Source organism: Streptomyces sp. NPDC045022, assembly GCF_056432605.1.
In genome coordinates this window covers 80,775-103,457 of sequence record NZ_JBWKIR010000006.1, presented here as the reverse complement: position 1 = coordinate 103,457, position 22,683 = coordinate 80,775, and the positions used below count along the sequence as shown (strand labels likewise).

The 22,683-nt window shown below is 71.6% G+C and carries 17 protein-coding genes and 1 pseudogene; 8 read left to right on the top strand and 10 right to left on the bottom strand.

Annotated features, from left to right (window positions below; all coding sequences use genetic code 11):
• Nucleotides 1-22: 22 nt before the first annotated feature.
• Nucleotides 23-1,129 carry a GNAT family N-acetyltransferase gene (locus AC07C1_RS13420; RefSeq protein WP_478938813.1) on the bottom strand — a complete coding sequence of 369 codons (1,107 nt, stop codon included), beginning with the start codon at nucleotides 1,127-1,129 and terminating at the stop codon, nucleotides 23-25.
• A gap of 844 nt (nucleotides 1,130-1,973) precedes the next feature.
• Between AC07C1_RS13420 and AC07C1_RS13415 the strand changes: the two genes are divergently transcribed.
• From AC07C1_RS13415 to AC07C1_RS13400, 4 genes are all read left to right on the top strand, one after another.
• The gene (locus AC07C1_RS13415) at nucleotides 1,974-4,145 is read left to right on the top strand and encodes a glycoside hydrolase family 31 protein (protein WP_478939022.1); all 2,172 of its coding nucleotides are present in this window, start codon (nucleotides 1,974-1,976) and stop codon (nucleotides 4,143-4,145) included.
• 131 nt (nucleotides 4,146-4,276) lie between these two features.
• Nucleotides 4,277-5,497, top strand: a complete 1,221-nt coding sequence (locus AC07C1_RS13410; RefSeq protein ID WP_478938812.1) for a carbohydrate-binding protein — start codon at nucleotides 4,277-4,279, stop codon at nucleotides 5,495-5,497.
• A gap of 131 nt (nucleotides 5,498-5,628) precedes the next feature.
• Nucleotides 5,629-6,405: a polysaccharide lyase family 7 protein gene (locus AC07C1_RS13405; RefSeq protein WP_478938811.1), complete on the top strand. Its 777-nt coding sequence runs from the start codon at nucleotides 5,629-5,631 to the stop codon at nucleotides 6,403-6,405.
• A gap of 91 nt (nucleotides 6,406-6,496) precedes the next feature.
• Nucleotides 6,497-6,949 carry a hypothetical protein gene (locus AC07C1_RS13400; RefSeq protein ID WP_478938810.1) on the top strand — a complete coding sequence of 151 codons (453 nt, stop codon included), beginning with the start codon at nucleotides 6,497-6,499 and terminating at the stop codon, nucleotides 6,947-6,949.
• Between the two features lie 91 nt (nucleotides 6,950-7,040).
• On the opposite strand, the gene AC07C1_RS13395 is transcribed toward AC07C1_RS13400, so the two are convergent.
• Both AC07C1_RS13395 and AC07C1_RS13390 read right to left on the bottom strand, forming a co-directional pair.
• Nucleotides 7,041-10,415 carry a pyruvate carboxylase gene (locus tag AC07C1_RS13395; RefSeq protein WP_478938809.1) on the bottom strand — a complete coding sequence of 1,125 codons (3,375 nt, stop codon included), beginning with the start codon at nucleotides 10,413-10,415 and terminating at the stop codon, nucleotides 7,041-7,043.
• A gap of 206 nt (nucleotides 10,416-10,621) precedes the next feature.
• Nucleotides 10,622-11,515 carry a hypothetical protein gene (locus AC07C1_RS13390; RefSeq protein WP_478938808.1) on the bottom strand — a complete coding sequence of 298 codons (894 nt, stop codon included), beginning with the start codon at nucleotides 11,513-11,515 and terminating at the stop codon, nucleotides 10,622-10,624.
• A gap of 732 nt (nucleotides 11,516-12,247) precedes the next feature.
• Between AC07C1_RS13390 and AC07C1_RS13385 the strand changes: the two are divergent.
• The 3 genes and pseudogenes from AC07C1_RS13385 to AC07C1_RS13375 all read left to right on the top strand — a co-directional run.
• Nucleotides 12,248-12,738, top strand: a pseudogene (locus AC07C1_RS13385) (cytochrome P450); the annotation flags it as partial.
• A 185-nt stretch (nucleotides 12,739-12,923) separates the two neighbouring features.
• Entirely contained in the window at nucleotides 12,924-13,913 is a 990-nt protein-coding gene (locus AC07C1_RS13380) for an aldo/keto reductase (protein WP_478938807.1), read from the top strand.
• Nucleotides 13,914-14,426: 513 nt separating this feature from the next.
• Nucleotides 14,427-15,671: an MFS transporter gene (locus AC07C1_RS13375; protein WP_478939021.1), complete on the top strand. Its 1,245-nt coding sequence runs from the start codon at nucleotides 14,427-14,429 to the stop codon at nucleotides 15,669-15,671.
• Nucleotides 15,672-15,686: 15 nt separating this feature from the next.
• Here AC07C1_RS13375 and AC07C1_RS13370 read toward each other — a convergent pair whose 3' ends face one another.
• From AC07C1_RS13370 to AC07C1_RS13360, 3 genes are read right to left on the bottom strand one after another with little or no spacing between them, the layout of a single operon-like run.
• Nucleotides 15,687-16,430 (bottom strand): metallophosphoesterase family protein, encoded by a 744-nt coding sequence (locus AC07C1_RS13370; RefSeq protein ID WP_478938806.1) that lies wholly within the window; start codon nucleotides 16,428-16,430, stop codon nucleotides 15,687-15,689.
• Nucleotides 16,427-16,705 carry a BON domain-containing protein gene (locus AC07C1_RS13365; RefSeq protein ID WP_478938805.1) on the bottom strand — a complete coding sequence of 93 codons (279 nt, stop codon included), beginning with the start codon at nucleotides 16,703-16,705 and terminating at the stop codon, nucleotides 16,427-16,429. The genes AC07C1_RS13370 and AC07C1_RS13365 overlap by 4 nt, the downstream gene beginning before the upstream one ends.
• Nucleotides 16,702-17,388, bottom strand: coding sequence for a nucleotidyltransferase family protein (locus AC07C1_RS13360; protein ID WP_478938804.1), 687 nt, complete (start codon nucleotides 17,386-17,388; stop codon nucleotides 16,702-16,704). The genes AC07C1_RS13365 and AC07C1_RS13360 overlap by 4 nt, the downstream gene beginning before the upstream one ends.
• Before the next feature lie 372 nt (nucleotides 17,389-17,760).
• Here AC07C1_RS13360 and AC07C1_RS13355 point away from each other — a divergent pair, with 372 nt between their 5' ends.
• The gene (locus AC07C1_RS13355) at nucleotides 17,761-18,960 is read left to right on the top strand and encodes a PP2C family protein-serine/threonine phosphatase (protein WP_478938803.1); all 1,200 of its coding nucleotides are present in this window, start codon (nucleotides 17,761-17,763) and stop codon (nucleotides 18,958-18,960) included.
• A gap of 186 nt (nucleotides 18,961-19,146) precedes the next feature.
• Here AC07C1_RS13355 and AC07C1_RS13350 read toward each other — a convergent pair whose 3' ends face one another.
• The 4 genes from AC07C1_RS13350 to AC07C1_RS13335 form a co-directional block, all read right to left on the bottom strand.
• Nucleotides 19,147-19,656 carry a hypothetical protein gene (locus AC07C1_RS13350; protein ID WP_478938802.1) on the bottom strand — a complete coding sequence of 170 codons (510 nt, stop codon included), beginning with the start codon at nucleotides 19,654-19,656 and terminating at the stop codon, nucleotides 19,147-19,149.
• 169 nt (nucleotides 19,657-19,825) lie between these two features.
• Nucleotides 19,826-20,296 (bottom strand): SRPBCC domain-containing protein, encoded by a 471-nt coding sequence (locus AC07C1_RS13345; RefSeq protein WP_478938801.1) that lies wholly within the window; start codon nucleotides 20,294-20,296, stop codon nucleotides 19,826-19,828.
• A 101-nt stretch (nucleotides 20,297-20,397) separates the two neighbouring features.
• Nucleotides 20,398-21,213, bottom strand: coding sequence for an SAM-dependent methyltransferase (locus AC07C1_RS13340; RefSeq protein ID WP_478938800.1), 816 nt, complete (start codon nucleotides 21,211-21,213; stop codon nucleotides 20,398-20,400).
• Between the two features lie 83 nt (nucleotides 21,214-21,296).
• Nucleotides 21,297-22,172 carry a helix-turn-helix domain-containing protein gene (locus AC07C1_RS13335; RefSeq protein ID WP_478938799.1) on the bottom strand — a complete coding sequence of 292 codons (876 nt, stop codon included), beginning with the start codon at nucleotides 22,170-22,172 and terminating at the stop codon, nucleotides 21,297-21,299.
• Nucleotides 22,173-22,683 lie beyond the last annotated feature (511 nt).

Below are 22,683 nucleotides of genomic sequence, written 5' to 3'. Positions count from 1 at the left end.
CGTCGCGAGGTCGTCCGCCCGGTCAACCGCGGCGCGTACGGGCGGCCTCCTGACCGCGTGTGCGCAGTGTGCCCACGGTTCTCAGCAGCCGGTCGGCGGGGTCGCGCAGCCGCGGGTGGGCCAGCACCGTGTTGCGCAGGCCGCGGACCGGTCTGCGCCACAGCCGCTGGGTCAGCGCCACCGGATGCGGGCGGTCGGCGAACCCTTCCCCGACCCGCAGTTCGCGGGTCTTCAGCCAGTCCTTGTACTCCTTGTCGCCCCGCCCGAGGTCGACGAGGGTCACCCCGTGCCGGGCGGCCGCCTCGGCGGTCCTCAGGTGCATCATCAACCCGGGCGAGTAATACTGCAGTTCGGGATCGTACGCGGTGAACCAGGCCGCCAGCACCGTGCTCGACCGGGGCCCGAAGTGGGCCGCGACCGGCCGGTCGCCCGCGTACAGCACGGACAGCACCCCGGTGAAGTGCTCCTCACGGACGTGGAACAGGTGGTCGACCAGGCCGACGATCCACGGCCGGGAGAACCGGTCCATGCGGCCGGTCCTGCGGTACTGCGCGGACTTCCACCGCATGAGGGTGCGCAGCGCGTCCGGGTCGCGTTCGTCGAACACGAACCGCACCTCGCCGACGTCCCGGCCGAGTCGGCGTTCCTTCTTCAGGGTCGTCTTGGCGAGCCCCGGATAGGCGCCGCGCAGCCACTCCGGGTAGCTGCCGTCGCCCGGTTTCACATCGATCACCGGTGAGGCGAAGGTGCCGGTGACGTGGGGGGCGAACGGCCGCTGTTCCTGGACGAGATGGTCGAACTCGAAGATGCTGAGCCCGCAGGCCCGCAGCAGTTCCCGCGGGTTCCAGGTGACTCCGGGCCGGTGCACCAGGGCCTGGCAGTCGGACAGGCCGAGCCCGATGGCCCGCCCGGTGCCGAACGGCCCCCGCTCGTAGGGGAGGAAGCCGACCGGCTCCGCGCCCGCGCGCAGCACGGCCACCCGGGTCCCGCGCCGGAACCGGCCGACCCCGATCGCGAACTCCGGTGCCAGGAAGGGGTTGGCGTACTCGGGCGACTCGTCCATGGCCCGGTGCCAGGCGCCGCGCAGCTCGGACGTCAGCTCGCCGGGTCTGTGGATGGTGATCCGCACGTCAGCTCCACCGCCCTTCCGCCGGGTCGGTGGACGGTGTGCCGCAGAGGGCACAGGCCGGTGATGCGTGTGGCTCATGGCTCATGGATCGCATGGGCGATCGCTCCCCCCATGACGCGCCGGGCGCGTCCTGCCATTGGTTCCTGTGTCCGCCGATCCCCGCCGCGTGGGACATGGCTCAAACCTGGCGAAACAGCACGCACGCTGTCAAGGGTGCCTCAGGCGACGGAAGGTCCGCCGGTATTGACATGAACCTGCATGAACCCCGAGGCTTCGTGCGTGAAGTTGCTCGAAGGCCGCTCTTTTCAAGCGTCTCCGAGCATTCTCAGCAAGGACAGACAATCCGCAAGGGTGCGAGGGGAGCTGTTCCGCCGTGCGAAGACTCCGACATCGTGTGCCGTGGCCGGTCTGGATTCCGCTGGGGCTGGCGACCGCCCTGGCCGGGACCCTGCTCGCCGGCCCGGCGCCCGCCGAGGCCGCCGCCACCGCCACCGGCGCCGTACTGGACCCCGCTCACAGCAGCGTCAGCTGGCAGAGCCCGGTCTACGCCAAAGGCACCGGCGGCGGCACCGAGAGCTGCCCCGATGCGGCCGCCGACCCCGGCAACACGGTCTGCGACCGCTTCGACCTGACCGTCTCGGTGCCGGACGGCTACTGGGACGACAACCCCGAGGGCGGCATCCCGCTGTCGGTCAAGTGGGAGCACCCCTCGGACGACTTCGACCTGTACGTCTACGACGACCACGGCAAGCAGGTGGCGTCCAGCGCGGGCACCGCCGACCCCGAGGCCACGGTCATCCCGCGGGCCTCGGGCACGTACCACGTGCTCGTCGTGCCGTACGACGTGCACGACAACTCCTTCACCGGCACCGCGTACCTGCCCGCGACCACGGACGCCGGTAACCTCACCTCCTTCTCGGGGGGTGACGGCAGCTACACCATCGGGGCCGGTGGACTCACGGCCCGCGCCGACTTCCTGAAGGGAGGCCGGCTGCGGCTCCAGGCCGATCCGTCCGGCTCGCTGAGCGATCCGGCGGGTACGGCGATCGTGCGCGAACAGCCCGCCCTCCAGCGGCACACCTCGTCCTTCGACGCGGGTGACTACTACGGCATCCGCTCCCCCGAGGCGGTCCTGCGCGTGTACAAGCAGCCGCTGCGGTTCGGCCTGTACCGGCGCGACAACCGCACCCGGATCTGGCAGGAGGACAAGCCGCTGCGCTGGTCCACGGGCGGCATGCGGCAGAGTCTGACGCGGGGCCCGGACGAGCAGTTCTTCGGCGGCGGCGAACAGAACGGCAGCTTCTCGCACCGCGGGCGGACGATGTACGTGGCCAACAGCTTCGACTGGGACGAAGGCGGCTACAACAACTCCCAGCCGTTCTACCTCTCCAGCGCCGGCTACGGCGTCTTCCGCAACACCTTCGCGCCAGGCGTGTACACCTTCGGCTCACCGGTCACCACCGGGCAGCAGGAACGGCGCCTGGACGCCTACTACTTCCTCGGTGACGCCAAGCGGGTCATCGGTGAGTACACCGCGCTGGTGGGCAAGCCGTTCATGCCGCCGGTCTACGGTCTCGAACCCGGCGACTCCGACTGCTACCTGCACAACGCCAACCGCGGCGAGCGGCACACCCTGGACGCGCTGAAGATCGCCGACGGGTACACCGAGCACCGGATGCCGCTCGGCTGGATGCTGGTCAACGACGGCTACGGCTGCGGGTACGAGAACCTGGAGCAGACCGCCGAGGGCCTGCGGGACCACCACGCCCAGCTCGGCCTGTGGACCCAGGACGGCATCGGCAAGCTGGCCGACCAGGTCAAGGCGGGTCAGCGGGTGGCCAAGCTGGACGTGGCCTGGGTCGGCAACGGCTACAAGTTCGCGCTGGACGCCTGCGACGCGGCGAAGAAGGGGATCGAGGACAACAGCGACGCCCGCGGGTTCGTATGGCTGCCGGTGTCCTGGGCGGGCGCCCAGCGGTGCGGGGTGCTGTGGAGCGGCGACCAGAAGCTGTCCTGGGACTACATCCGCTGGCAGATCCCGACCTACGCCGGCGCGACCATGTCCGGCATCGCCTACAACACCGGTGACGTGGGCAGCATCTACCGTCACGACGCCAAGATGTACGCCCGCGACCTGCAGTGGAAGGCGTTCCTGCCGACCATCATGACGATGGACGGCTGGGCCACCGACCTCACGACCAAGAAGCCGGCCGACCAGCAGCCCTGGCTCGACGGCGAGCCGTACACCTCCGTCAACCGCAAGTACCTGCAGCTGAAGGAGCGGCTGCTGCCGTACATGTACACCCTGTCCGCCGAGGCGGCGAAGTCGGGCGTCGGCGCGGTGCGTCCGCTGTGGCTGGAGTACCCGGACGACGCCGCCACCCTCGGCGAGCAGGCCAGGTACGAGTTCCTGTCGGGCCGCGACTTCCTCGTCGCCCCGGTCTACCAGGACTCCGACACCCGAGACGGCATCTACCTCCCGAAGGGAACCTGGACCGACTACTGGACCGGGCGCACCTATCAGGGCCCGACCACGCTGAACGGCTACCACGCCCCGCTGGACACGCTCCCGCTGTTCGTGCGCGAGGGCGCGATCGTGCCCATGTGGCCGAAGGGGACGACGAGCTGGCAGACCCGCGACCGGCACGAGCTGGACTGGGACCTGTACCCGTCCGCCCACGGCACGAGCCACTACACGCTGTACGAGGACGACGGCGTGACGCGTGACTTCGCCAAGGGTTCCGCCGCCGCCCAGCGGGTGTCGGTGCGCGCCGACGCCGGGGGAACGACCGTGGCGGTGGGCGCGAGCAAGGGCGACTACGCGGGCAAGGTGGACGCGCGGACGTACAGGTTCACCGTGCACGGCGACCGCGCACCCGCGCGCGTCCTCCTCGACGGGCGCCAACTCCCGGGCTCCGCTTGGTCGTACGACGCCGGCACGCACGTCACGACCCTCACGACGCCGAGCCGCTCACTGGACCGGGGCTTCACCCTCCGGCTGGTCGACGAGAGGTAAAGAGATCGTATGGTCTAGTCCAAAGAGGAAGTTGGTCTAGTCCAAGTTATTGACGTGGTCGCAACACCTCCCAGAGGGTGGGGCTCCCCCACTCCGGGGCTCTCCCCACCCCCACCCTCTGGAGGCACGCAGTGAGACGTCTTCGGGCATGTCTGGGCGCGGCGGCGGCCGTCACCCTCGCCGCCACGGGCACGACCGCCCTGGTCGCGAGCAACGCCTCGGGCGCGACCAGCGGGCTCAGCAACCGCTGGTACGCCGCCGCCCCCTATCTGATGCCGCTGGACAACGACCCGCCGGACCCGGCCGCCATCATGGACGCCACCGGCCTCAAGGCCTTCCAGCTGGCCTTCGTCCTCGCCCCCAGCGGCGGTGGCTGCACGCCGACCTGGGGCGGTACGGCGTCCGTCTCCTCCGACACGGCCGTGCAGTCGGTGATCAACACCATCCGCGCCAAGGGCGGTGACGTCTCCGTCTCCATCGGCGGCTACGGCGGCACCAAGCTCGGCCAGGCCTGCACGGACGCGGCCGCCACGGCGGCGGCCTACCAGCAGGTCGTCACCAAGTACGGGCTGCACGCCATCGACTTCGACCTCGAGGAACCGGAGTACGAGAACAGCGCGGCCATCAAGAACGAGATCGGCGCCGCGAAGATCCTCCAGCAGAACAACCCGGGGCTGTACGTGTCGGTGACGACGGCCGGTACGGCGGACGGCACCGGATGGTTCGGCAAGCAGATGCTGCTGGAGGCCAAGTCGCAGGGGTTCACCCCGAACAACTTCTCCATCATGCCGTTCGACGGCGGTTTCAACGGTGCCGCGAGCCAGACCGGCGCGCTGACCAACTTCAACTCGATCCTGCGGTCCACCTTCGGCTGGGACGAGGCGACCGCGTACGCCCACGAGGGCTTCTCCGGCATGAACGGCCGCAGTGACACGGGCGAGTACTTCACCCAGGCGGACTTCCAGACCGTGCTCGACTACGCGACCGGCCACCACATGGACCGGTTCACGTTCTGGTCCCTGAACCGGGACCGGCAGTGCACCCCGGCCGACAACGGGGGCCGCACCTCGGGCACGTGCTCCAGCGTGGCGCAGAACGCCTGGGACTTCGCCAAGTACTCGGTGAAGTTCGCCGGCGTCACCCCGCCGACCAACACACCCACCCCCACGCCGACTCCGACGCCGACGCCGACTCCCGGCTCCTGCAAGACGGCCTGGAGTTCGTCGGCCGTCTACACGACCGGGAACGAGGTCTCGTACGACAAGCACAACTGGAAGGCCAAGTGGTGGACCCAGAACGAGGTGCCGGGCGCCTCGGAATGGGGGCCGTGGCAGGACGAGGGCGCCTGCTGAGCCTGCTGGACCTGCCGAACCTCTTGACGTGTCAGGTTCAGACCTTTAGCTTCTCGGGTCACCGGCGACCAAGGATGCGTTCAGCGTTCAGCATGTTGAACGCATCCCCGGTCCGACGAAGGGACCCCCACATGACCCGACCCCGGCTTCTCGCGGCGGCCACCACCGCGGCCCTCGCCGTCGCTCTCACCGTCCTCGGCACCGGCGGCGCGGACGCGGCCGATCCGCATGTCGCGCCCGGCGGCAACTTCGACCTGTCCGTGTGGCAGCTCCAGGAGCCCGTCGGCTCCCCCGGCAAGCCCCCCACCATCCCCTCGTCCCGGCTGCAGGGCCCGAACGGCTACCAGGACGCGTACTTCTACACGGACACCCGTGACGGCGCCATGACCTTCTGGGCGCCCGAGAAGGGCGTCACCACGCCGAACTCGAACTACGCCCGCTCCGAGCTGCGTGAGATGAACCGCGACGGCACCGCCGCCGACTGGCCGCTCGCCGGCTCCCACCGTATGAGCGCGACCCTGCGCGTGGTGTCCGTGACCCAGAACGTGTGCGTCGGCCAGATCCACCTCGGCACCGGCGGCTCCTCCACCAAGCCGCTGCTGGAGCTGTACTACCGCGCGAACGGGGACATCGTCCTCGGCACCGAGGACTCACCGTCCGGCGGCCAGACGCAGCACCCCGTCGGGCACGTGTCCGTCGGCAAGACCTGGACCTACACCATCGCCGTCTCCGGCGGGAACACCATCGGCCTGACGGTGAACGGCACCACCACCCACTACGGCATCCCGTCCTCGTTCAAGCCCTACAAGCAGTACTTCAAGGCCGGCTCCTACAACCAGTCCTCCTCGGACAGCACCACGAAAGGTGCCCGGGTGGGGTTCTACGGCCTGACCGTCTCGCACGGCTGACACGCGCTGCGACCTGCGCGATTGGTGCATTCGGGCGGACGGTCGTAGCGTCGATGTGCGGTCCGACACAGCACGACGGGCAGGAGCGGCCATGCGCGGATCAGTGGTTCGAACAGCGGTCACGCTGGCGGCGGGAGTCCTGCTCACGGCGGCCATGACCACGGCGTCGGCCAGCCCGGCGGCCACGGCCCCGAAGGCCGAGCCGCCGCCGCCCGTGCTCGTCGGCTGCCAGTGGCAGCGCGACATCCGCCCGGTCGACTTCATCCTCGCCTGCGGTGACGGCAACAGCCGGCTGGCGGGGCTCGAGTGGAAGCAGTGGGGCTTCGATACGGCGACGGCAGTGGGCGTGAACCTGGTCAACGACTGCAAGCCGTACTGTGCGGCCGGCACGTTCCGCTACTACCAGGTGACCGTGCGCCTGGACCGCCCACAGGCGTGGAAGAAGGATCCCAAGGTGCAGCACTTCACCCGGATGAGCCTCACCTACTCCGGCGCCCGGCCGGAGGGCTTCAAGCCGGTCATGACCTACCCGCTCTGGGACTGAGCCGTCCGCCGGCGGCAGCTCTTGTGCCCTCTCCCACCCGCGCCGCACGCTCGCCGCGGCCGGTCGTGCCGGTCGCGGCGAGCGCGTCGTCTCAGGCGATCTCCACCAGCAGGTCGCCGCCCTCCACCTGCTGGATCCGGTTGATGGCCAGCCGGGACACCCGGCCCGCCTTCGGCGCGGTGATCGTCGCCTCCATCTTCATGGCCTCGATGGTGGCGATCGTGGCACCGGCCGCCACCTCGTCACCCTCGGCCACGGCGAGGGTCACCACACCGGCGAAGGGCGCCGCGACATGGCCCGGGTCGGAACGGTCGGCCTTCTCCGTCACCGGGACGTCGGAGGCCGCCGCCCGGTCCCGGACCTGAATCGGCCGGAGCTGGCCGTTGAGCGTCGACATCACGGTGCGCATACCGCGCTCGTCGGCCTCGCCGATCGCCTGCAGCTCGATCAGCAGCCGGACCCCGGGCTCCAGGTCGACGGCGTACTCCTTGCCCGGGCGCAGACCGTAGAAGAAGGCCTTGCTGTCGAGGACGCTGGTGTCGCCGAAGCCCTGGCGGTGCGTCTCGAACTCGCGCGTCGGGGCGGGGAACAGCAGCCGGTTGAGGGTGGCCCGCCGGTCCTTGGCCAGCCCGTCGCGGTCCTCGGCGGACAGCTCGGGGACGGGCTTGGGCGCGGCGCGGCCCTGGAGCGCCTTGGTGCGGAAGGGCTCCGGCCAGCCGCCGGGCGGAGTGCCCAGCTCGCCGCGCAGGAAGCCGATGACCGAGTCGGGGATGTCGAACTTGTCGGGGGTCGACTCGAAGTCCGCCGGGGTGACTCCGGCGCCGACCAGGTGCAGGGCGAGGTCGCCGACCACCTTGGACGACGGGGTGACCTTGACCAGGCGGCCCAGGATGCGGTCGGCGGCCGCGTACATCGCCTCGATGTCCTCGAAGCGGTCGCCGAGGCCGAGGGCGACGGCCTGGGTGCGCAGGTTGGAGAGCTGGCCACCGGGGATCTCGTGGTGGTAGACGCGGCCGGTCGGGGAGGCGAGGCCCGCCTCGAACGGGGCGTAGATCCTGCGGACGCCCTCCCAGTACGGCTCCAGGTCGCCGACCGCCTGCAGGTCGAGTCCGGTGGGCCGCTCGGAGTGGTCGGTGGCGGCGACGATCGCCGACAGCGACGGCTGCGAGGTCGTACCGGCCATCGAGGCCACCGCCCCGTCCACCGCGTCCGCGCCCGCCTGGATCGCGGCGAGGTAGGTGGCGAGCTGGCCGCCGGCGGTGTCGTGGGTGTGCAGGTGCACCGGCAGGTCGAACTCGCGGCGCAGCGCCGAGACGAGCTTGGCGGCGGCCGGGGCGCGCAGTAGACCGGCCATGTCCTTGATCGCCAGGACGTGGGCGCCGGCGTCGACGATCTGCTCGGCGAGGCGCAGGTAGTAGTCGAGGGTGTAGAGCCGCTCGGCCGGGTCGTTGAGGTCGGCGGTGTAGCAGAGGGCGACCTCGGCGATCGCGGTGCCGGTCTCGCGTACGGCCTGGATGGCGGGCCGCATCTGGCCGACGTCGTTGAGGGCGTCGAAGATCCGGAAGATGTCGATGCCGGTGGCGGCGGCCTCCTGTACGAAGGCGTCGGTCACCTCGGTCGGGTAGGGGGTGTAGCCGACGGTGTTGCGGCCGCGCAGCAGCATCTGGAGGCAGATGTTGGGTACGGCCTCGCGCAGGGTGGCCAGCCGCTCCCAGGGATCCTCGGCGAGGAAGCGCAGCGCGACGTCGTAGGTGGCGCCGCCCCAGCATTCCAGGGAGAGCAGCTGCGGCAGGGTGCGGGCGACGACCGGGGCGACGGCGAGGAGGTCCTTGGTGCGCACCCGGGTGGCGAGCAGGGACTGGTGGGCGTCGCGGAAGGTGGTGTCGGTGACGCCGATCGTCGGCGACTCGCGCAGGTGCCGGGCGAAGCCCTCGGGACCGAGTTCCACGAGGCGTTGCCGGGAGCCCGCAGGGGGTTCGCCGGCCGGCAGCGGCGGGAGCTTGGTGACCGGGTCGAGCAGGTTCGGGCGTTCGCCGTGCGGCTTGTTGACCGTCACCTCGGCGAGGTACGTGAGCAGCTTGGTACCGCGGTCCGCCGAGTGGCGGGACGTGAGCAGGTGTGGACGCTGCTCGATGAAGGACGTGGTGACCCGGCCCGCCTGGAAGTCCGGGTCGTCCAGGACCGCCTGCAGGAACGGGATGTTGGTGGCCACGCCGCGGATGCGGAACTCGGCGACCGCGCGCCGGGCGCGGCCGATGGCGGCCTTGAAGTCCCGGCCCCGGCAGGTGAGCTTGACCAGCATGGAGTCGAAGTGCGCGCTGATCTCCGTACCGGCGTGCGTGGTGCCACCGTCGAGGCGGATGCCGGAGCCGCCCGGAGAGCGGTAGGCGCTGATCCGGCCGGTGTCCGGGCGGAAGCCGTTGGCGGGGTCCTCGGTGGTGATACGGCACTGGAGGGCGGCGCCGCGCAGGGTGACGGTCTCCTGGGACAGGCCGAGGTCGGCGAGGGTCTCGCCGGAGGCGATGCGCAGCTGGGCCTGGACCAGGTCGACATCCGTGACCTCCTCGGTCACGGTGTGCTCGACCTGGATGCGCGGGTTCATCTCGATGAAGACGTGCTTGCCGTCGCGGTCGAGGAGGAACTCCACGGTGCCCGCGTTGCGGTAGCCGATCTCGCGGGCGAAACGGACGGCGTCAGCACAGATCCGGTCGCGCAGCCCCGGGTCCAGGTTGGGCGCGGGCGCCAGCTCGATGACCTTCTGGTGGCGGCGCTGGAGCGAACAGTCGCGCTCGAAGAGGTGGATGACATTGCCCTCGCCGTCGGCGAGGATCTGCACCTCGATGTGGCGCGGGTCCACGACCGCCTTCTCCAGGAAGACGGTCGGGTCGCCGAACGCGGACGCGGCCTCGCGGGAGGCGGCCTCGATGGACTCGCGCAGCTGGGCGGGGTCCTCCACGCGGCGCATGCCGCGCCCGCCGCCGCCCGCGACCGCCTTGACGAAGACCGGGAAGCCGATCTCCTCGGCGGCGCGCACCAGTTCGTCGATGTCGTTGGAGGGCTGCGACGAGCCGAGCACGGGCACACCGGCCGCGCGGGCGGCGGCGACCGCGCGGGCCTTGTTGCCGGTCAGCTCCAGGGTCTGCGCGCTGGGGCCGACGAAGGTGATGCCCGCCTCCTCGCAGGCGCGGGCCAGTTCGGGGTTCTCGGACAGGAAGCCGTATCCCGGGTAGACGGCGTCCGCGCCCGCCCGGCGGGCGGCGCCCACGATCTCCTCCACGGAGAGATAGGCCCGCACCGGATGTCCCGGCTCTCCGATCTCGTACGCCTCGTCGGCCTTGAGCCGGTGCAGCGAGTTGCGGTCCTCGTGCGGGAACACGGCGACGGTGCGCGCGCCTAGTTCGTAGCCCGCCCGGAACGCGCGGATCGCGATCTCTCCACGGTTGGCGACCAGCACCTTGCGGAACATCCTGGATTCCCTTCAGCTGCCTGCCGGCGACGAACACCCTGGTGTCAGCCACGCTCTGCCCTGCCTCGCGGCCACCCTAGGGGGTGCCCGCACAGGTCGACGTGCGAAAACCATCACATCGACGGGGTGGTCGGCGCCACAGGGGCGCGCCGTGCCGGCCGGGGTGGCGGGGCGAGGGCCCAGGGGGATGATTCCGCGAATCCGGACTAGCGTTCGAGGGAACTCGTCGGAACCCTGGGGCCGGCGTTTCCGGGGCGGTCGGCGGATGCCGCCGGGGCCGGGACGGTGCGGGCGGGTGCGGGGGCCGGGACGGTGCGGGCGGGTGCGGGGGCCGGCCGGCAGCGCACGGGCGGGCGTTCGGTGCCCCGGGGGGACAGCAGGGACCGTACGGCGGCGCGCAGCCGCTTGCCGCGGCCGTGCAGCAGCCCGAGTACGATCGCCGCGCCCACGGCGATCAGGTGCTCACGGCCGGCCAGGTTGGGGACGGCGATGGACTCCCACACCATGGAGCCGCCGGTCAGCGCGAACACCACGGGGGCGCGCTTGGTGACCGCGAGATAGGTGAACAGGCCCACGACGGCCGCGGAGGGCCCGGTGTCCAGCACCTGCCCGCACTCGGGCGGCAGTCCCAACCCCCACCAGCCGGGCCCGAGCGCGATCATCAGTCGGGCGGTGAGGGTGCCGGCCAGTGTGGTGGCGTAGGCGATCACCAGGGTGCGGGCGCGGCCGAGAGCCAGCTCGGCGAGCGCGAAGGCGAGGAAGAGCTGTGTGATGCCCGCCCACACCGGCAGGTCCAGCGCGGGGACGTACAGCGACACAGGGGTGCGCAGCAGGGACAGCCACAGCGGGAGGTCGGCCATGACACCACCGAGCCGCCGTACCCATAACGCGCCGGTGCGGTGCTGGGCGATGTCGTGGAAGAAGATGACGCCGAACGCGGCGACGAACCCCAGCAGCAGCCCGGACAGTCCGCGCCGCGCGAGCCGTCGCACCGGGTCGACGACGACGGCGTGCCACTCGGCCCGCAGCGTGCGCCCGGTCAACCGGGCGAGCCGGGCGGACAGCGGGCGCAAGCGCTCGACGTGCCCTTCAGTGGTCATGAGACACGGCAGCCCATCACCTTCGGTTCCCCCGTCACGTACATCGGCTCCGTCATGACGGGCCTTGGTGGTGATAAGGCCCGATCGGTGACAGTTCAGCGACCCGGGAGGCGGGCGTCAAGATTCGTTACGGGTGGGAAGACCCACGCTGGAATCGGGTGCCGAGAGGCAACCTTCGTCCCCTTTGACACGTCCTGCGGTTCAGGCTCTCGGCGGGCATGACCGTCCCACCATGGAAGGGGCGCGGATCCTTCATTTTTTGATCACGAACTCTCGTATGGTGACCGCCAGTTCGCCAACGAGTGTCACGCCTCACCACCCGAACGCTTTGTGCCAGCCCTCACCTGCCCGTCTCTGCCGCGAGGACCAGTCCGGACCGATGACCGGCCCACCCATCCCGGCGACCGACCTTCCCTCCGCACGTTCGTCTCAGCCCCTCGCCGTGACCGGTGTCCTGTCGGCGCTCGTGGTCTGCGCGGCCGTGTCGGCGGCACCGGACTCGGTGCGCGCCCCGCTCGCCTGGGGCGGGGCGCGGTGGCGGTCGTGCTCAGCGCCGCGGTGGCCACGGCCGCACACGCCCTGCGGGCCGGCGCGGCATCCGGCGCCGGCTGGAGAGCGCCACCGAGGACATCGGACGGCTGCCGCGCCAGCCTCCTGATCACGCTGGTGCAGCACGTCAAGAACCGGTACGCCGACCCGTCCGCGCGGGCGGGCCAGCCCCGACAGGAGTTCACGACGATCTCCCTGATCGTCACGCCGTCGTCTACCTCTCCACGCACCCCGACCAGCGCGCCCTGGTGCTGTCCGGTGAGGCCGGCTGGCCGGCGGTCGTGGAGGAGGCCCTGCGCCACTCCACGCCCACCTCCCATGTCCTGATCCGGTTCGCGACCGAGGACGTGCCGGTCGGCGACAAGGTGATCCCGCCCGGGGACGCGCTCATCGTGTCGTACGGCGCGATCGGGCGGGACGAGAACGCGCACGGGCCGACCGCCGGGGAGTTCGACATCACCCGCGGGACCAAGAACCGGCACATCTCCTTCGGCCACGGCCCGCATGTGTGCCCGGGTGCCGCACTGTCCCGTCTGGAGGCGGGTGTGGCGCTCCCCGCGCTGTACGCCCGCTTCCCCGGCCTGGACCTCGCGGTACCGGTGACCGAGCTGCGCAACAAGCCGGTGGTCACGCAGAACGACCTGTTCGAGCTGCCGGTGCGGCTGAACCCGTAGCCCTTCCCCGGACCGCCTTGACTTGGAGAGCGCTCCAACTCGTAGCGTCGCAGACGGCGCGCGCGGCCGGCCGCACCCGGCCTCCCTCACGGGATGCCGGGTGCCGGGATCCGTCGCTAGATGGAAGAAGGCCCTCGCGCCCCGGAGAAGGACCGACGAGTGTGCACGAAAGGCTGGGACATCAGATGCAGAAGCGCAGTCTGCGGGACCTCCAGGTATCGGCCATCGGCCTCGGATGCATGGGGATGTCCGCCTTCTACGGATCCGCCGACCAGGATGAGGGCATCGCGACCATCCGGCGCGCCCTGGAACTGGGGATCGACTTCCTGGACACCGCGCAGGTCTACGGCCCGCTCACCAACGAGTCGCTGGTCGGCGAGGCGATACGGGGGCACCGCGACGAGTACGTGATCGCGACGAAGTTCAACTACCGGATGGACGACGCCGTACCCGGCGACATGAGCACGGTCGGCCGGCAGGACGGCTCGGCCGAGCATGTGCGCAGCTCGGTCCACGGCTCGCTGGAGCGCCTGGGTACCGACCGCATCGACCTGTACTACCAGCACCGGGTCGACCCGGACGTACCCATCGAGGAGACGGTCGGCGCGCTGGGCGAGCTGGTCGCCGAGGGCAAGGTGCGCTGCATCGGGCTGAGCGAGGCGAGTGCGGAGACCATCCGGCGCGCCCATGCCGTCCACCCGATCACCGCCGTGCAGAGCGAGTACTCGTTGTGGACGCGGGAGGTCGAGGCCGAGGTGCTGCCCGTCTGCCGGGAGCTGGGTATCGGCTTCGTGCCGTACTCGCCGCTCGGCCGCGGCTTCCTCGCGGGCCGTTTCAGCTCCCCGGACGAGCTGGACGAGAACGACTTCCGGCGCAACAACCCCCGCTTCACCGACGCCAATCTGGAGGCGAACCTGCGGCTGGCGGCGAAGGTGAAGGAGATCGCCGCCGAGAAGGACGTGACCCCGGCCCAGCTGGCCATCGCCTGGGTGCTGGCCCAGGGCGAGGACCTGGTGCCGATCCCGGGCACCAAGCGCCGCACCTACCTGGAGCAGAACGCCGCCGCGGTCGGCATCGAGCTGACCAAGGAGGACCTGGCCCGCATCGACGCCGAGCTGCCCGAGGCGGCGGGCGAGCGGTACGACGAGGCGGGGATGCGCGCGGTCAACCGCTAGCCGGGCGCGGGAGTGGGGTACGGGGTGACGTGACCCACAGGGCACCGCTAGGGCGCGCGCTCCCGACAGCGGGCCCGGGCCTGGGCCCGGCCCAGGGCGGCCGCCACGCCCCGCTCCCGCCGTGACGAGGCCGAGCCCCGCTCCCGGAGCCAGGTGTGCTGTTCGGCGGCCGGCCACCAGCCGCGTCACCAGCCTGTCCGATCCTGTGAGGAAGCACACGCGGGGGCCAAGTCACGTACGCGCGGGGAACTTTGCGTTCTCGCGCCCCTGTCGGCAGCGGGCGCCGGTGCCGACTCGCCCATGCCGTCTGCCACCATGGTCGTCGCCCTGACCAGGCGGCCCGGCCACGCAGCGCCGCAGGCCCGACGGGTTCCGCCGGTCTCTCTTCTGACTCCCCTGGTTGTCGAGTACTCCGCTGTGTCTGCTGCCCCCGCCGCTGCCCCTGCCCTGCCCACGCCCGTGCCGCGTACCGCCGTCTCGCGTTCGCCGTGGCGGTCCCTGCGCCACCGCGGCATGCGCTGGTGGTCGGCCGCGAACTTCGTCTCCAACGCCGGCACCTGGATGCAGCTCACGGTGCAGAACCTGCTGGTGCTGCACATCACGGGCTCGGCGGCGGCGACCGGTCTGTCGATGTCCGTGCAGGCGGCGCCCGCGCTGTTCGTCAGCCTGCTGGGCGGTGCGGCCGTGGACCGCTGGCCCCGGAAGCTGACGGTCGCCGTCAGCCAGGCCCTGCTCGGTGCGGTGGCGTTCACCACGGCGCTGCTCGTGACGCTGGACCGGATCGACATGACGGCGCTGCTGATGCTGGCCGCCGTGACCGGCGTCATCGCCACCGTCGACGGACCGGCGTGCGCGCTGCTCGGCAACGATCTGGTGCCCGTCGAGGACGTGCCGTCCGCGATCGGCGTCGGCGCGCTCGTGCACAGCGCGGGCCGGCTGGCCGGCACCGCCCTGGCCGGTGTGACCGTCGGCTTCCTCGGCACCTCGGCCGCGTACGCCGCCAACGGGCTGTCGTTCCTGTTCGTCGCGTCGGTCGTGCCGTTCCTGCGACCCGCCCCCGGCGCCGTCCAGGAGCCGGTGACCGACGTGCGGGCCGTCCCGGCGGGCGCGGAGATGACCGTGCGCGAGGGACTGGTGTTCTTCGCGCGCCGCCCTCGTCTGGTCGCGCTCGCCGGCATCACCGGGATCAGTTCCGTCTTCGGCCGCAACTACGGCCTGACGCTCGCCGTCCTTGTCACCGGTCCGCTCGCCGGCGGCGCCCGGGCGTTCGGCACGGTCTCCACGGTGCTGGCCGTGGGCGGCATCCTCGGTGCGGTGCTCGGCGCCCGGCTGCGCAAGCCGTCCGTCCGGACCGTGGGTCTGCTCGCGGCGGCCGGCGCGCTGCTCCAGGTCGTCGCCGGGCTGTCGCCGTCGCTGGCCGTCCTGCTCGTACTGGTGCTGCCCATGGCCGTGGTGGAGTCCGTCTCCGACACCGCCGGTACGGCCGTGCTGCAGACCGACCCGCCCGCCCATCTGCGGGGCCGGGTGCTCGGCGTGTGGAGCAGCGTCGGCACGGTGTGGGGCCTCGGCGGGCCGCCCTTGCTGGGACTGCTCATGGAGTGGGCCGGGGCACGCGGCGCCCTGGTCGCCGGTGGGCTGCTCATCGCGGGGTCGATCGGCGCGGGCCTGCTGGTCCGCCGGCGCGACGTCCCGGTGCCGGTGACGCTGACCGCGAGGGACGACGTGACCGGCCGGGCGGCCCTGGGCACGGCCGCCTGACGCGGCGCCCGGGGCTCACGCCCCCTGGTGCTCCTCCCGGCCCGGCAGGTGGTACACGTGGAACGCCTGTCCGATCACCGGCTGGGCGACATTCCGCACCCGGACGCCCCCGCTGGTCATGCCGTGCTCGGTGCCGGCGTGGGCATGGCCGTGCACGGCCAGGTCGGCGCCACCGGTGTCGATGGCCTCCGCGAGCAGATAGCTGCCGAGGAACGGGTAGATCTCCGGCGGCTCCCCGGCCAGCGTGTCCGGCACGGGCGAGAAGTGGGTCAGTGCGATCCGCACGTCGCAGTTCCAGTCGCCCAGGTCCTTCAGAGCCGCGTGCAGGCCGCCGGCGCAGCGGCGGGTGTAGCGGACGAACTCCTTCATGAGCGGTTCGCCGAACTCCCCGGCGCAGCGGCCGACGAAACCGCCGCCGAAGCCCTTGGTCCCGGCCACCCCGATCCGTGCCCCGTCGGCGGTGACGACGGCCGCCTGCCCTTCCAGGACGTGGGCGCCCGCGTCCCGGAGGATCGCGGTGACCTCCTCGGGCCGTTCGTCGTGATGGTCGTGGTTACCCAGGACGGCGACGACCGGCACCCCGAGGTCCTTGATCTCCCGGGCGACGATCGAGGCCTCCTCCGGTGTGCCGTGTCGGGTCAGGTCGCCGGCGAGCAGCAGTACGTCGGCGCACTCGGGCAGCGTCTCGAAGGAAGGGCGCAGCGTGCCCTGGCTCTCGGGGCCCATGTGGATGTCCCCGACGGCCGCGACGCGGATCATGTCAGCTCCTCCCCGTGGTCGGGCGAGGAGGTCCCGGCGACGAGGAGGTCGCAGTGGACCGGGTGCCCCGCCAGTTCCTCGCGAACCATGCGCAGGATGTCGTCCCGGCACTGGGTGGACGGCACGGTCCCGGTCAGCAGGACGGCGTCACCGTGCGGTTCCAGCCGGACGCCGAGTTCCCCCAGGTGTCCGGAGGCCAGGTGCTCGGCGACGTGTGCGACGCGGTAGTCCAGGTTCGCCGCCGCCGGCGGTGTCGGCGGGCTTGTGTCGGTCATGACTGCCCCTCCTGGGGGTCGATCACGTTCAGCCGTTCGAGGAGGAAGAGGAACGCGGCCGGCATGGGCTGGTCGCCGCAGGTCGCCCGCACCGCTTCCCAGTCGACCTTCTCGCGCACGGCCCGGGCCACCGGCAGGACCGACCCGAAGTCGCAGTAGTGCTCCGAGAAGGCGCTGATCAGGCTGCCGATCAGGTCCGTGGGGGACAGCACGGGCATGAGCACCGAGTCGACCGGAAGGACATGGGCCCGGTCGAGCATGTCCTTGGCGACGGGCTGGTGTGCCAGGGCGAAGATGATGTCGACGTTCTGCCCGTGGCACGTGGTCTTCAGCAACCAGTCCTCGGGCGGGATCCGTACCGCGAGTCCGGCCTCGCGCAGTGTGGCGGCCACCGCCTCCGCGTCGTCGGGCAGGACACAGAAGTCGGCGTCGTGCTGGAGGTAGCGGCTGCCGCCGTGGGCGTAGACGGCGACGCTCCCGGCCAGGGCGAACGGGTGGCCCGCGCGCTTGAGGAGGGCGCCGATCTGTTTAGCGGCCTCCAGGATCGCCTGGCTGCGGTCCTGGGGCAGATCCGATGTCTCCGGCGCCGGCGAGGCCCCCTGTTCGAGTTCGTCCGTGGCAAGCCGGAGTTCCGTGATCTCCGGTCGCCGGGCGGGCGCGGTGTCCTCCCCGTCGTGCGTCATGACCTCTCCATTCGCGGCACCCTGCACCCCTGGTCGGCCGGTTCGGCCGGGGGTTCCTACGGGTACCCGGCGGGCCCGCACCAACACGGCACACCGGGAAACGGTTCGGTGTGCCTGAAATCGCCGCGAGGAGCGCCGGCGTTCCGGCCGCGAGGACCTGCCCACGGACCGGGGCGTGTTCGCGGACGGTGGCCCGGCCGGGCGTGCGGAACCGCTCGTGGACGCGGGCGCACTCCGCTGGCTGCCGACGGGCTCCGCGTGGGCGGTCAGGCAGATGGCCCAGCCCGGTACCGCGTCACATCGGTGACGGGGCGGCGCCCCTCTCCGGTCGGCGAGTGGCCGCCCGTCCCGCCCGGGAGCACGCTGGTAGGCATGAGAGCCGGGCTGAAGGTCGCGGCCGGGCGGCCGCCGTGGCAGTCGGCGCACGCCCTGATACTGCTCCCGATCGCGCTCATCGTGGTCATCACGGTGGTGGACATGCAGGCGCCCACCAGCATCCATCTCGGCCCTGCCCTGGTGATCGCACCCGCGCTCACGCCTTCCTTCGCCGGACCCCGGACCACGGCGGCCGTCGGCGCGCTCGCGCTGGCCGCCCAGATCATGATCGGCGCCGCCCACGGCGGCCTCGGCACCACGAACCACATCGTGCAGATCATCACCCTGGCGGTGCTCTCGGTGCTCTGTGTCCTCTACAGCGCGCTGCGCAAGCGCCGGCAGGCCCAGCTGGCCCAGGTCCGCACGGTCGCCGAGGCCGCTCAGCACGTGCTGATGTGGCCGCTGCCCGAGCAGATCGGCCCCCTGCGGATCGCCTCCCTCTACCTGGCCGCCGAGGACGAGGCGCAGATCGGCGGCGACCTGTACGCGGCGACCCTCAGCGAGGGCGCTGTACGCGTGCTGATCGGCGACGTCCGCGGCAAGGGACTGCCCGCCATCGGCGAGGCCGCTCTGCTGCTCGGCGCCTTCCGGGAGAGCGCGCACCGGCTCATCCCGCTGACGGAGCTGGCCGCCACCCTGGACCAGAGCGTCAGCCGCTACTCGGCCGACCTGGAACCGCCCGAGGAGGCGGGTGAGCGATTCGCCACCGCCCTGCTGGTGGAGATTCCGGACCGTGATCCGGTCACCTGTATGACCAGCTGCGGTCATCCGCCGCCCCTGCTGCTGAGCCCCGGCCATGTCGTCACGGTCCCGAGCCTGCACCCGTCACCGCCGCTCGGCGTGCACCCGAGCGCCGAGCACATCCTCGACGTGTTCTCCTTCGAACCCGGCGACACGCTGCTGCTCTACACGGACGGTGTCGTGGAGGCCCGGGACGCCCGCGGCCGGTTCTACCCGCTCGCCGAGCGGGTAGCGCGCTGGACCGAGGACAGCCCCGAGGCGCTCATGCACCACCTGCGGCGCGACCTGCTCAGCCATGTCGGCGGCCGGCTGGACGACGACGCCGCGCTCATCGCCCTGCACCGCACGCCCACCGAGCGGCGCCGCCACCACGGACGCGCGGTCGGCGGCGACACCACCCACCACGCCACCGGTCCCGGCTCCCACCGTCAGCCACCGCCGGGCCTGCCGCAGTGACAGCCGACCGCCCGGCGGCCGGTGGCACGCGCGTTCCACTCTCTTCGCGCCGGCGTTCGGTCTACGGGGTCGCCCGGCTCACCAGCCGTTGCGAGCATCCGTGGGCCGGGCACGTCCGACCGGCGCCGCGGGCGTGCGCCCCGCCCCGAGTGGGGCGGGGCGGGACCGCACGCCCTGTCCTCCGGGTCAGCCGACCGGCTTGAGGTCGGTGATCTTGAGGGTCTTCAGGTCGGACTGCACATCGATCTTGCTGACCTGGGCGTGCGGCCCGTCGCTCCAGGTGAGCGTCACCCGGCTGGTGGCGTGGCCCGCACCGGAACCGGTGTAGGTCACCTTCCACTTCACCGGCACGTTCTGCGCGAACAGGATGCCGTCGGCGTGCTCCTTCTTCTCGTAGGCGGCGACCGTCTTCCGGGCGGCGGCGGAGAGGTAGAAGGCACGCAGCGCCTTGGCGTTGGCAGCGGCGGACGGGTCCTCATTGGCCCAGACGGAGTCGATGTACGCCCCGTAGAAGTCGGCCACGTGCTGAGTGACGTTGCGCGGGTCACCCTGGGCGGACGACACGGCGGCGGCACGGGTGGTGTGGCTCGCGGCATTCCCCGCGAGGGCGGGCGTCACGGCGGCCAAGGTCAGGCCGGCGGTGAGGGCCACGGCGGTGAGGAGGGTCTTGCGGCTGCGGACGGTCATCTGTCTCATTCCCCCGGTTTCTTCGCGACCGGTCCGATCCCGGCCGTCGACGGACCTTAAGACCCCGTTTTCCTCGCTCCGGTTCCGCTTCTTTCTTCTTTCTTCCCCAGCAATTCTGGGTACTTGAGGTGCCGGAAAGGTTGTGGCGAATTCCGGACGCGTTGCCTCTCCCTTTCGGTCATTCCCCTTGGGAGAACCGCCCTTCCACCAGCCGGGCGAGGTTGTCGAGGGCCATGCGGGTGCCCAGTTCGTTGTCCGCGCGGGGGACGGCGTCGGGAATTCCCTCGTGCAGGATCCGCACGTCGGTGCCGCCGCCGCTCGCGGTGAGCGTCGTCGTCATGGTCATGGTGCCGCGCAGGGCGTCGTCGCCGGTGTCGAACGCGAACACCTCGACGACCAGGGCGCCGGGCACGAGCCGGGTGAAGTGGCCGTGGTAGGTGTCGGTGTGCCCGCCGGACTTGCCGGTGCCGCCGTCGCCGTAGGTGAGGGAGATCCGGAAGGCCCCGCCCTCATGAGCCTGGAAGGTGTGGACGTGGGCGGTCATGCCGGCCGGGACCCGCCAGGCCGCGAGCGCGTCCGGGTCCAGCAGGGCCCGGTAGACGGCCTGCGGGGGCGCCTGCACGTGCCGGGTGGCTCGGGTGGCGTACATGGACCAACGCTACCGGCTCGGGAGGGGGCGGCCCGGCCCGTCGTACGGCATGGACGGGGCCGGGGTCCGGAAGGTGGGTGCGGACCCCGGCCCCGCGTCTGTCACGGCTTGCGGGCGACCGCGCCGTACATGGCGATGTCCTCGTCGCGGACGTTCTTCTCGCCGGTGCCGTCGGGATGCCACTTGTGCACCTGGACGATGCCCGGTTCGGCCAGTTCCAGGCCCGCGAAGAACTCGTGGGCCTCGTCGATGGTGCGCAGCCGCATCGGCATGTCGCGGGCCGCGTACTCGCGGGCCACGCGGCCCACCTCGGCGGGCGCGAACTCGGCGGTGGCGATGGACATGGCCAGGTAGCTGCCCGAGGGCAGCGGCTCCAGCAGGCGGCGTACGACGCCGACCGCGTCGTCCTCGTCCAGCATGAAGTGGACGATGGCGATCACCGTGAGCGCGACCGGCCGGTTCAGGTCCAGCGTCTCGCGCAACTCGGGGGCGTCCAGGATGGCGGCCGGGTCGCGGAAGTCCGCCTCGAGGTAGGAGGTGCGGCCCTCGGGGGCGCTGGCAAGAAGGCCCTGGGAGAGGGTGAGGACGATCGGGTCGTTGTCGACATAGACGACCCGGGAGTCGGGGGCCACGGCCTGCGCGATCTCGTGCAGGTTGGGCGAGGTCGGGATGCCGGTGCCGATGTCCAGGAACTGGCGCATGCCCGCCTCCTCGGCGAGCCAGCGCACGGCGCGGTTCATGAAGTCGCGGTTGGCACGCATGTGGACCGGGAGCGCGGGCCACTCCCGGGACATGGCGTCACCCGCCTCCTTGTCGGCGGGGTAGTAGTCCTTGCCGCCGAGTATGTAGTCGTAGATACGGGCGGAGTGGGCGTTCTCGGTGTCGATCCGGTCGGCCGGCCATCCGTTGTCGGGCACTCCGTGTCTCCCATTCGGGTCGGGGGTGGGGGACTCGCACAGCGAGGGCCGCTGGAGAGGGAGTTCGCTCACCGCGGGCAGCATCACAGCTCCCTGCGGATCGCACCGAGCAGCGCTTCGGTCTTGCGGGCGGATGCGGCCTGGGCACCCACCCGGTCCAGTGCCTCGCGGTACACCACGACGTCGTCGGCCTTGTCGAGGTAGACGGCTCCGACGAGGCCGTTGAGGTAGACGATGTCCGGCAGTTCGGGGGCCCGGAACCGGAAGAGGTGGAAGGCGCCCGCCCGCATCGCGGGGTGCGGCCCGTTGGCGAACGGCATGAGCTGCACCGTCACCTGCGGCAGCCGGCTGACCTCGATGAGGTGGTCGATCTGCGCGCGCATCACCTCGGGCCCGCCGACCGGCCAGCGCAGCACGGTCTCGTCCATCACGACCCACACGCGCGGCGGTGCCGTCCTGGCCAGCAGTTCCTGGCGGCGCATGCGCAGCGCGACCCGGCGTTCGGTGGCCTCGGCGGAGGCGTGCGGATTGCCCGCGGCGAGCAGGGCGCGCGCGTAGTCCTCGGTCTGCAGCAGGCCGTGCACGAACTGGTTCTCGTACGCGCGGATCTGCGAAGCCGCCTGTTCCAGGCTGAGGTAGGCGGCGAACCAGTCGGGCATCACATCCCGGTAGGTGTGCCACCAGCCGCGCTTGTTGGCCTCGCGCACGGACTGCAGGAAGGTGTCGATCTCCTGCTGGTCGGTGACGCCGTAGACCTGGAGCAGTTTCTCGGCGTCCGCGAGCCGCAGCCGGGCCACCTTGGCGGCCTCCATGCGGCGGATCGTGGAGTGGCTGACGCCGATGGCCGCGCCCGCCTCGGCGTAGCCGAGACCGGCCCGGGTCCGCAGCTCCTCCAGCTGCCGGCCGAGGATCATACGCAGGACGGAGGGGGCTCCGCCCCAGTCGGTCTCCGTGGTCACACTCCACCCCCTCACCAGGTCTCAGGGCCGGCCCGGCACGCGCTCGATTCCCCGAGCCATTCGATCACCGGCCGACCGAAGCAGCATGCACTTGGCTCCTTGCAAATTTCAACTTGCCGGTTGCGGGTCGTTGTCGGCAGGTGCCACAGTTGAGGCACTGCTCCGGCCGGCCCAAGGAGCGGTCGGCGCGGCCGCGTTGGCGGAGAACGGCCCGCACACACCTCCGGGGAGGCGGTGTGCCGTCTGTAGCGCGAGCGGCCGGCCGACCCGCACACCCCCCACCCGCGAGGCCGGACGAAAGGCACACGGCGATGGCTCGGCCCTCCTCCCCCCGACCGCTTCACCGGCTTCCCGAGGACCGGAGACCGGGCCGGTCGCCCCTGGAACAAGGGCTGTCACGCCTGCCCGCCCTCCGTGCGCACCGACCGCCGGTCCCGGCCGGTGTTTCCAGACCCCCCGGAGGCGAGCGCCTCGGTCGGCTCCCTGGGCCCGACGGTCCCGACCGGCTCGC

Coding starts and splice junctions, on each gene's coding strand:
- AC07C1_RS13405 (WP_478938811.1), top strand. CDS start 5,629: ATGACCCGACCCCGGCTTCTCGCGGCGGCCACCACCGCGGCCCTCGCC.
- AC07C1_RS13400 (WP_478938810.1), top strand. CDS start 6,497: ATGCGCGGATCAGTGGTTCGAACAGCGGTCACGCTGGCGGCGGGAGTC.
- AC07C1_RS13395 (WP_478938809.1), bottom strand. CDS start 10,415: ATGTTCCGCAAGGTGCTGGTCGCCAACCGTGGAGAGATCGCGATCCGC.
- AC07C1_RS13390 (WP_478938808.1), bottom strand. CDS start 11,515: ATGACCACTGAAGGGCACGTCGAGCGCTTGCGCCCGCTGTCCGCCCGG.
- AC07C1_RS13380 (WP_478938807.1), top strand. CDS start 12,924: ATGCAGAAGCGCAGTCTGCGGGACCTCCAGGTATCGGCCATCGGCCTC.
- AC07C1_RS13375 (WP_478939021.1), top strand. CDS start 14,427: ATGCGCTGGTGGTCGGCCGCGAACTTCGTCTCCAACGCCGGCACCTGG.
- AC07C1_RS13370 (WP_478938806.1), bottom strand. CDS start 16,430: ATGATCCGCGTCGCGGCCGTCGGGGACATCCACATGGGCCCCGAGAGC.
- AC07C1_RS13365 (WP_478938805.1), bottom strand. CDS start 16,705: ATGACCGACACAAGCCCGCCGACACCGCCGGCGGCGGCGAACCTGGAC.
- AC07C1_RS13360 (WP_478938804.1), bottom strand. CDS start 17,388: ATGACGCACGACGGGGAGGACACCGCGCCCGCCCGGCGACCGGAGATC.
- AC07C1_RS13355 (WP_478938803.1), top strand. CDS start 17,761: ATGAGAGCCGGGCTGAAGGTCGCGGCCGGGCGGCCGCCGTGGCAGTCG.
- AC07C1_RS13350 (WP_478938802.1), bottom strand. CDS start 19,656: ATGAGACAGATGACCGTCCGCAGCCGCAAGACCCTCCTCACCGCCGTG.
- AC07C1_RS13345 (WP_478938801.1), bottom strand. CDS start 20,296: ATGTACGCCACCCGAGCCACCCGGCACGTGCAGGCGCCCCCGCAGGCC.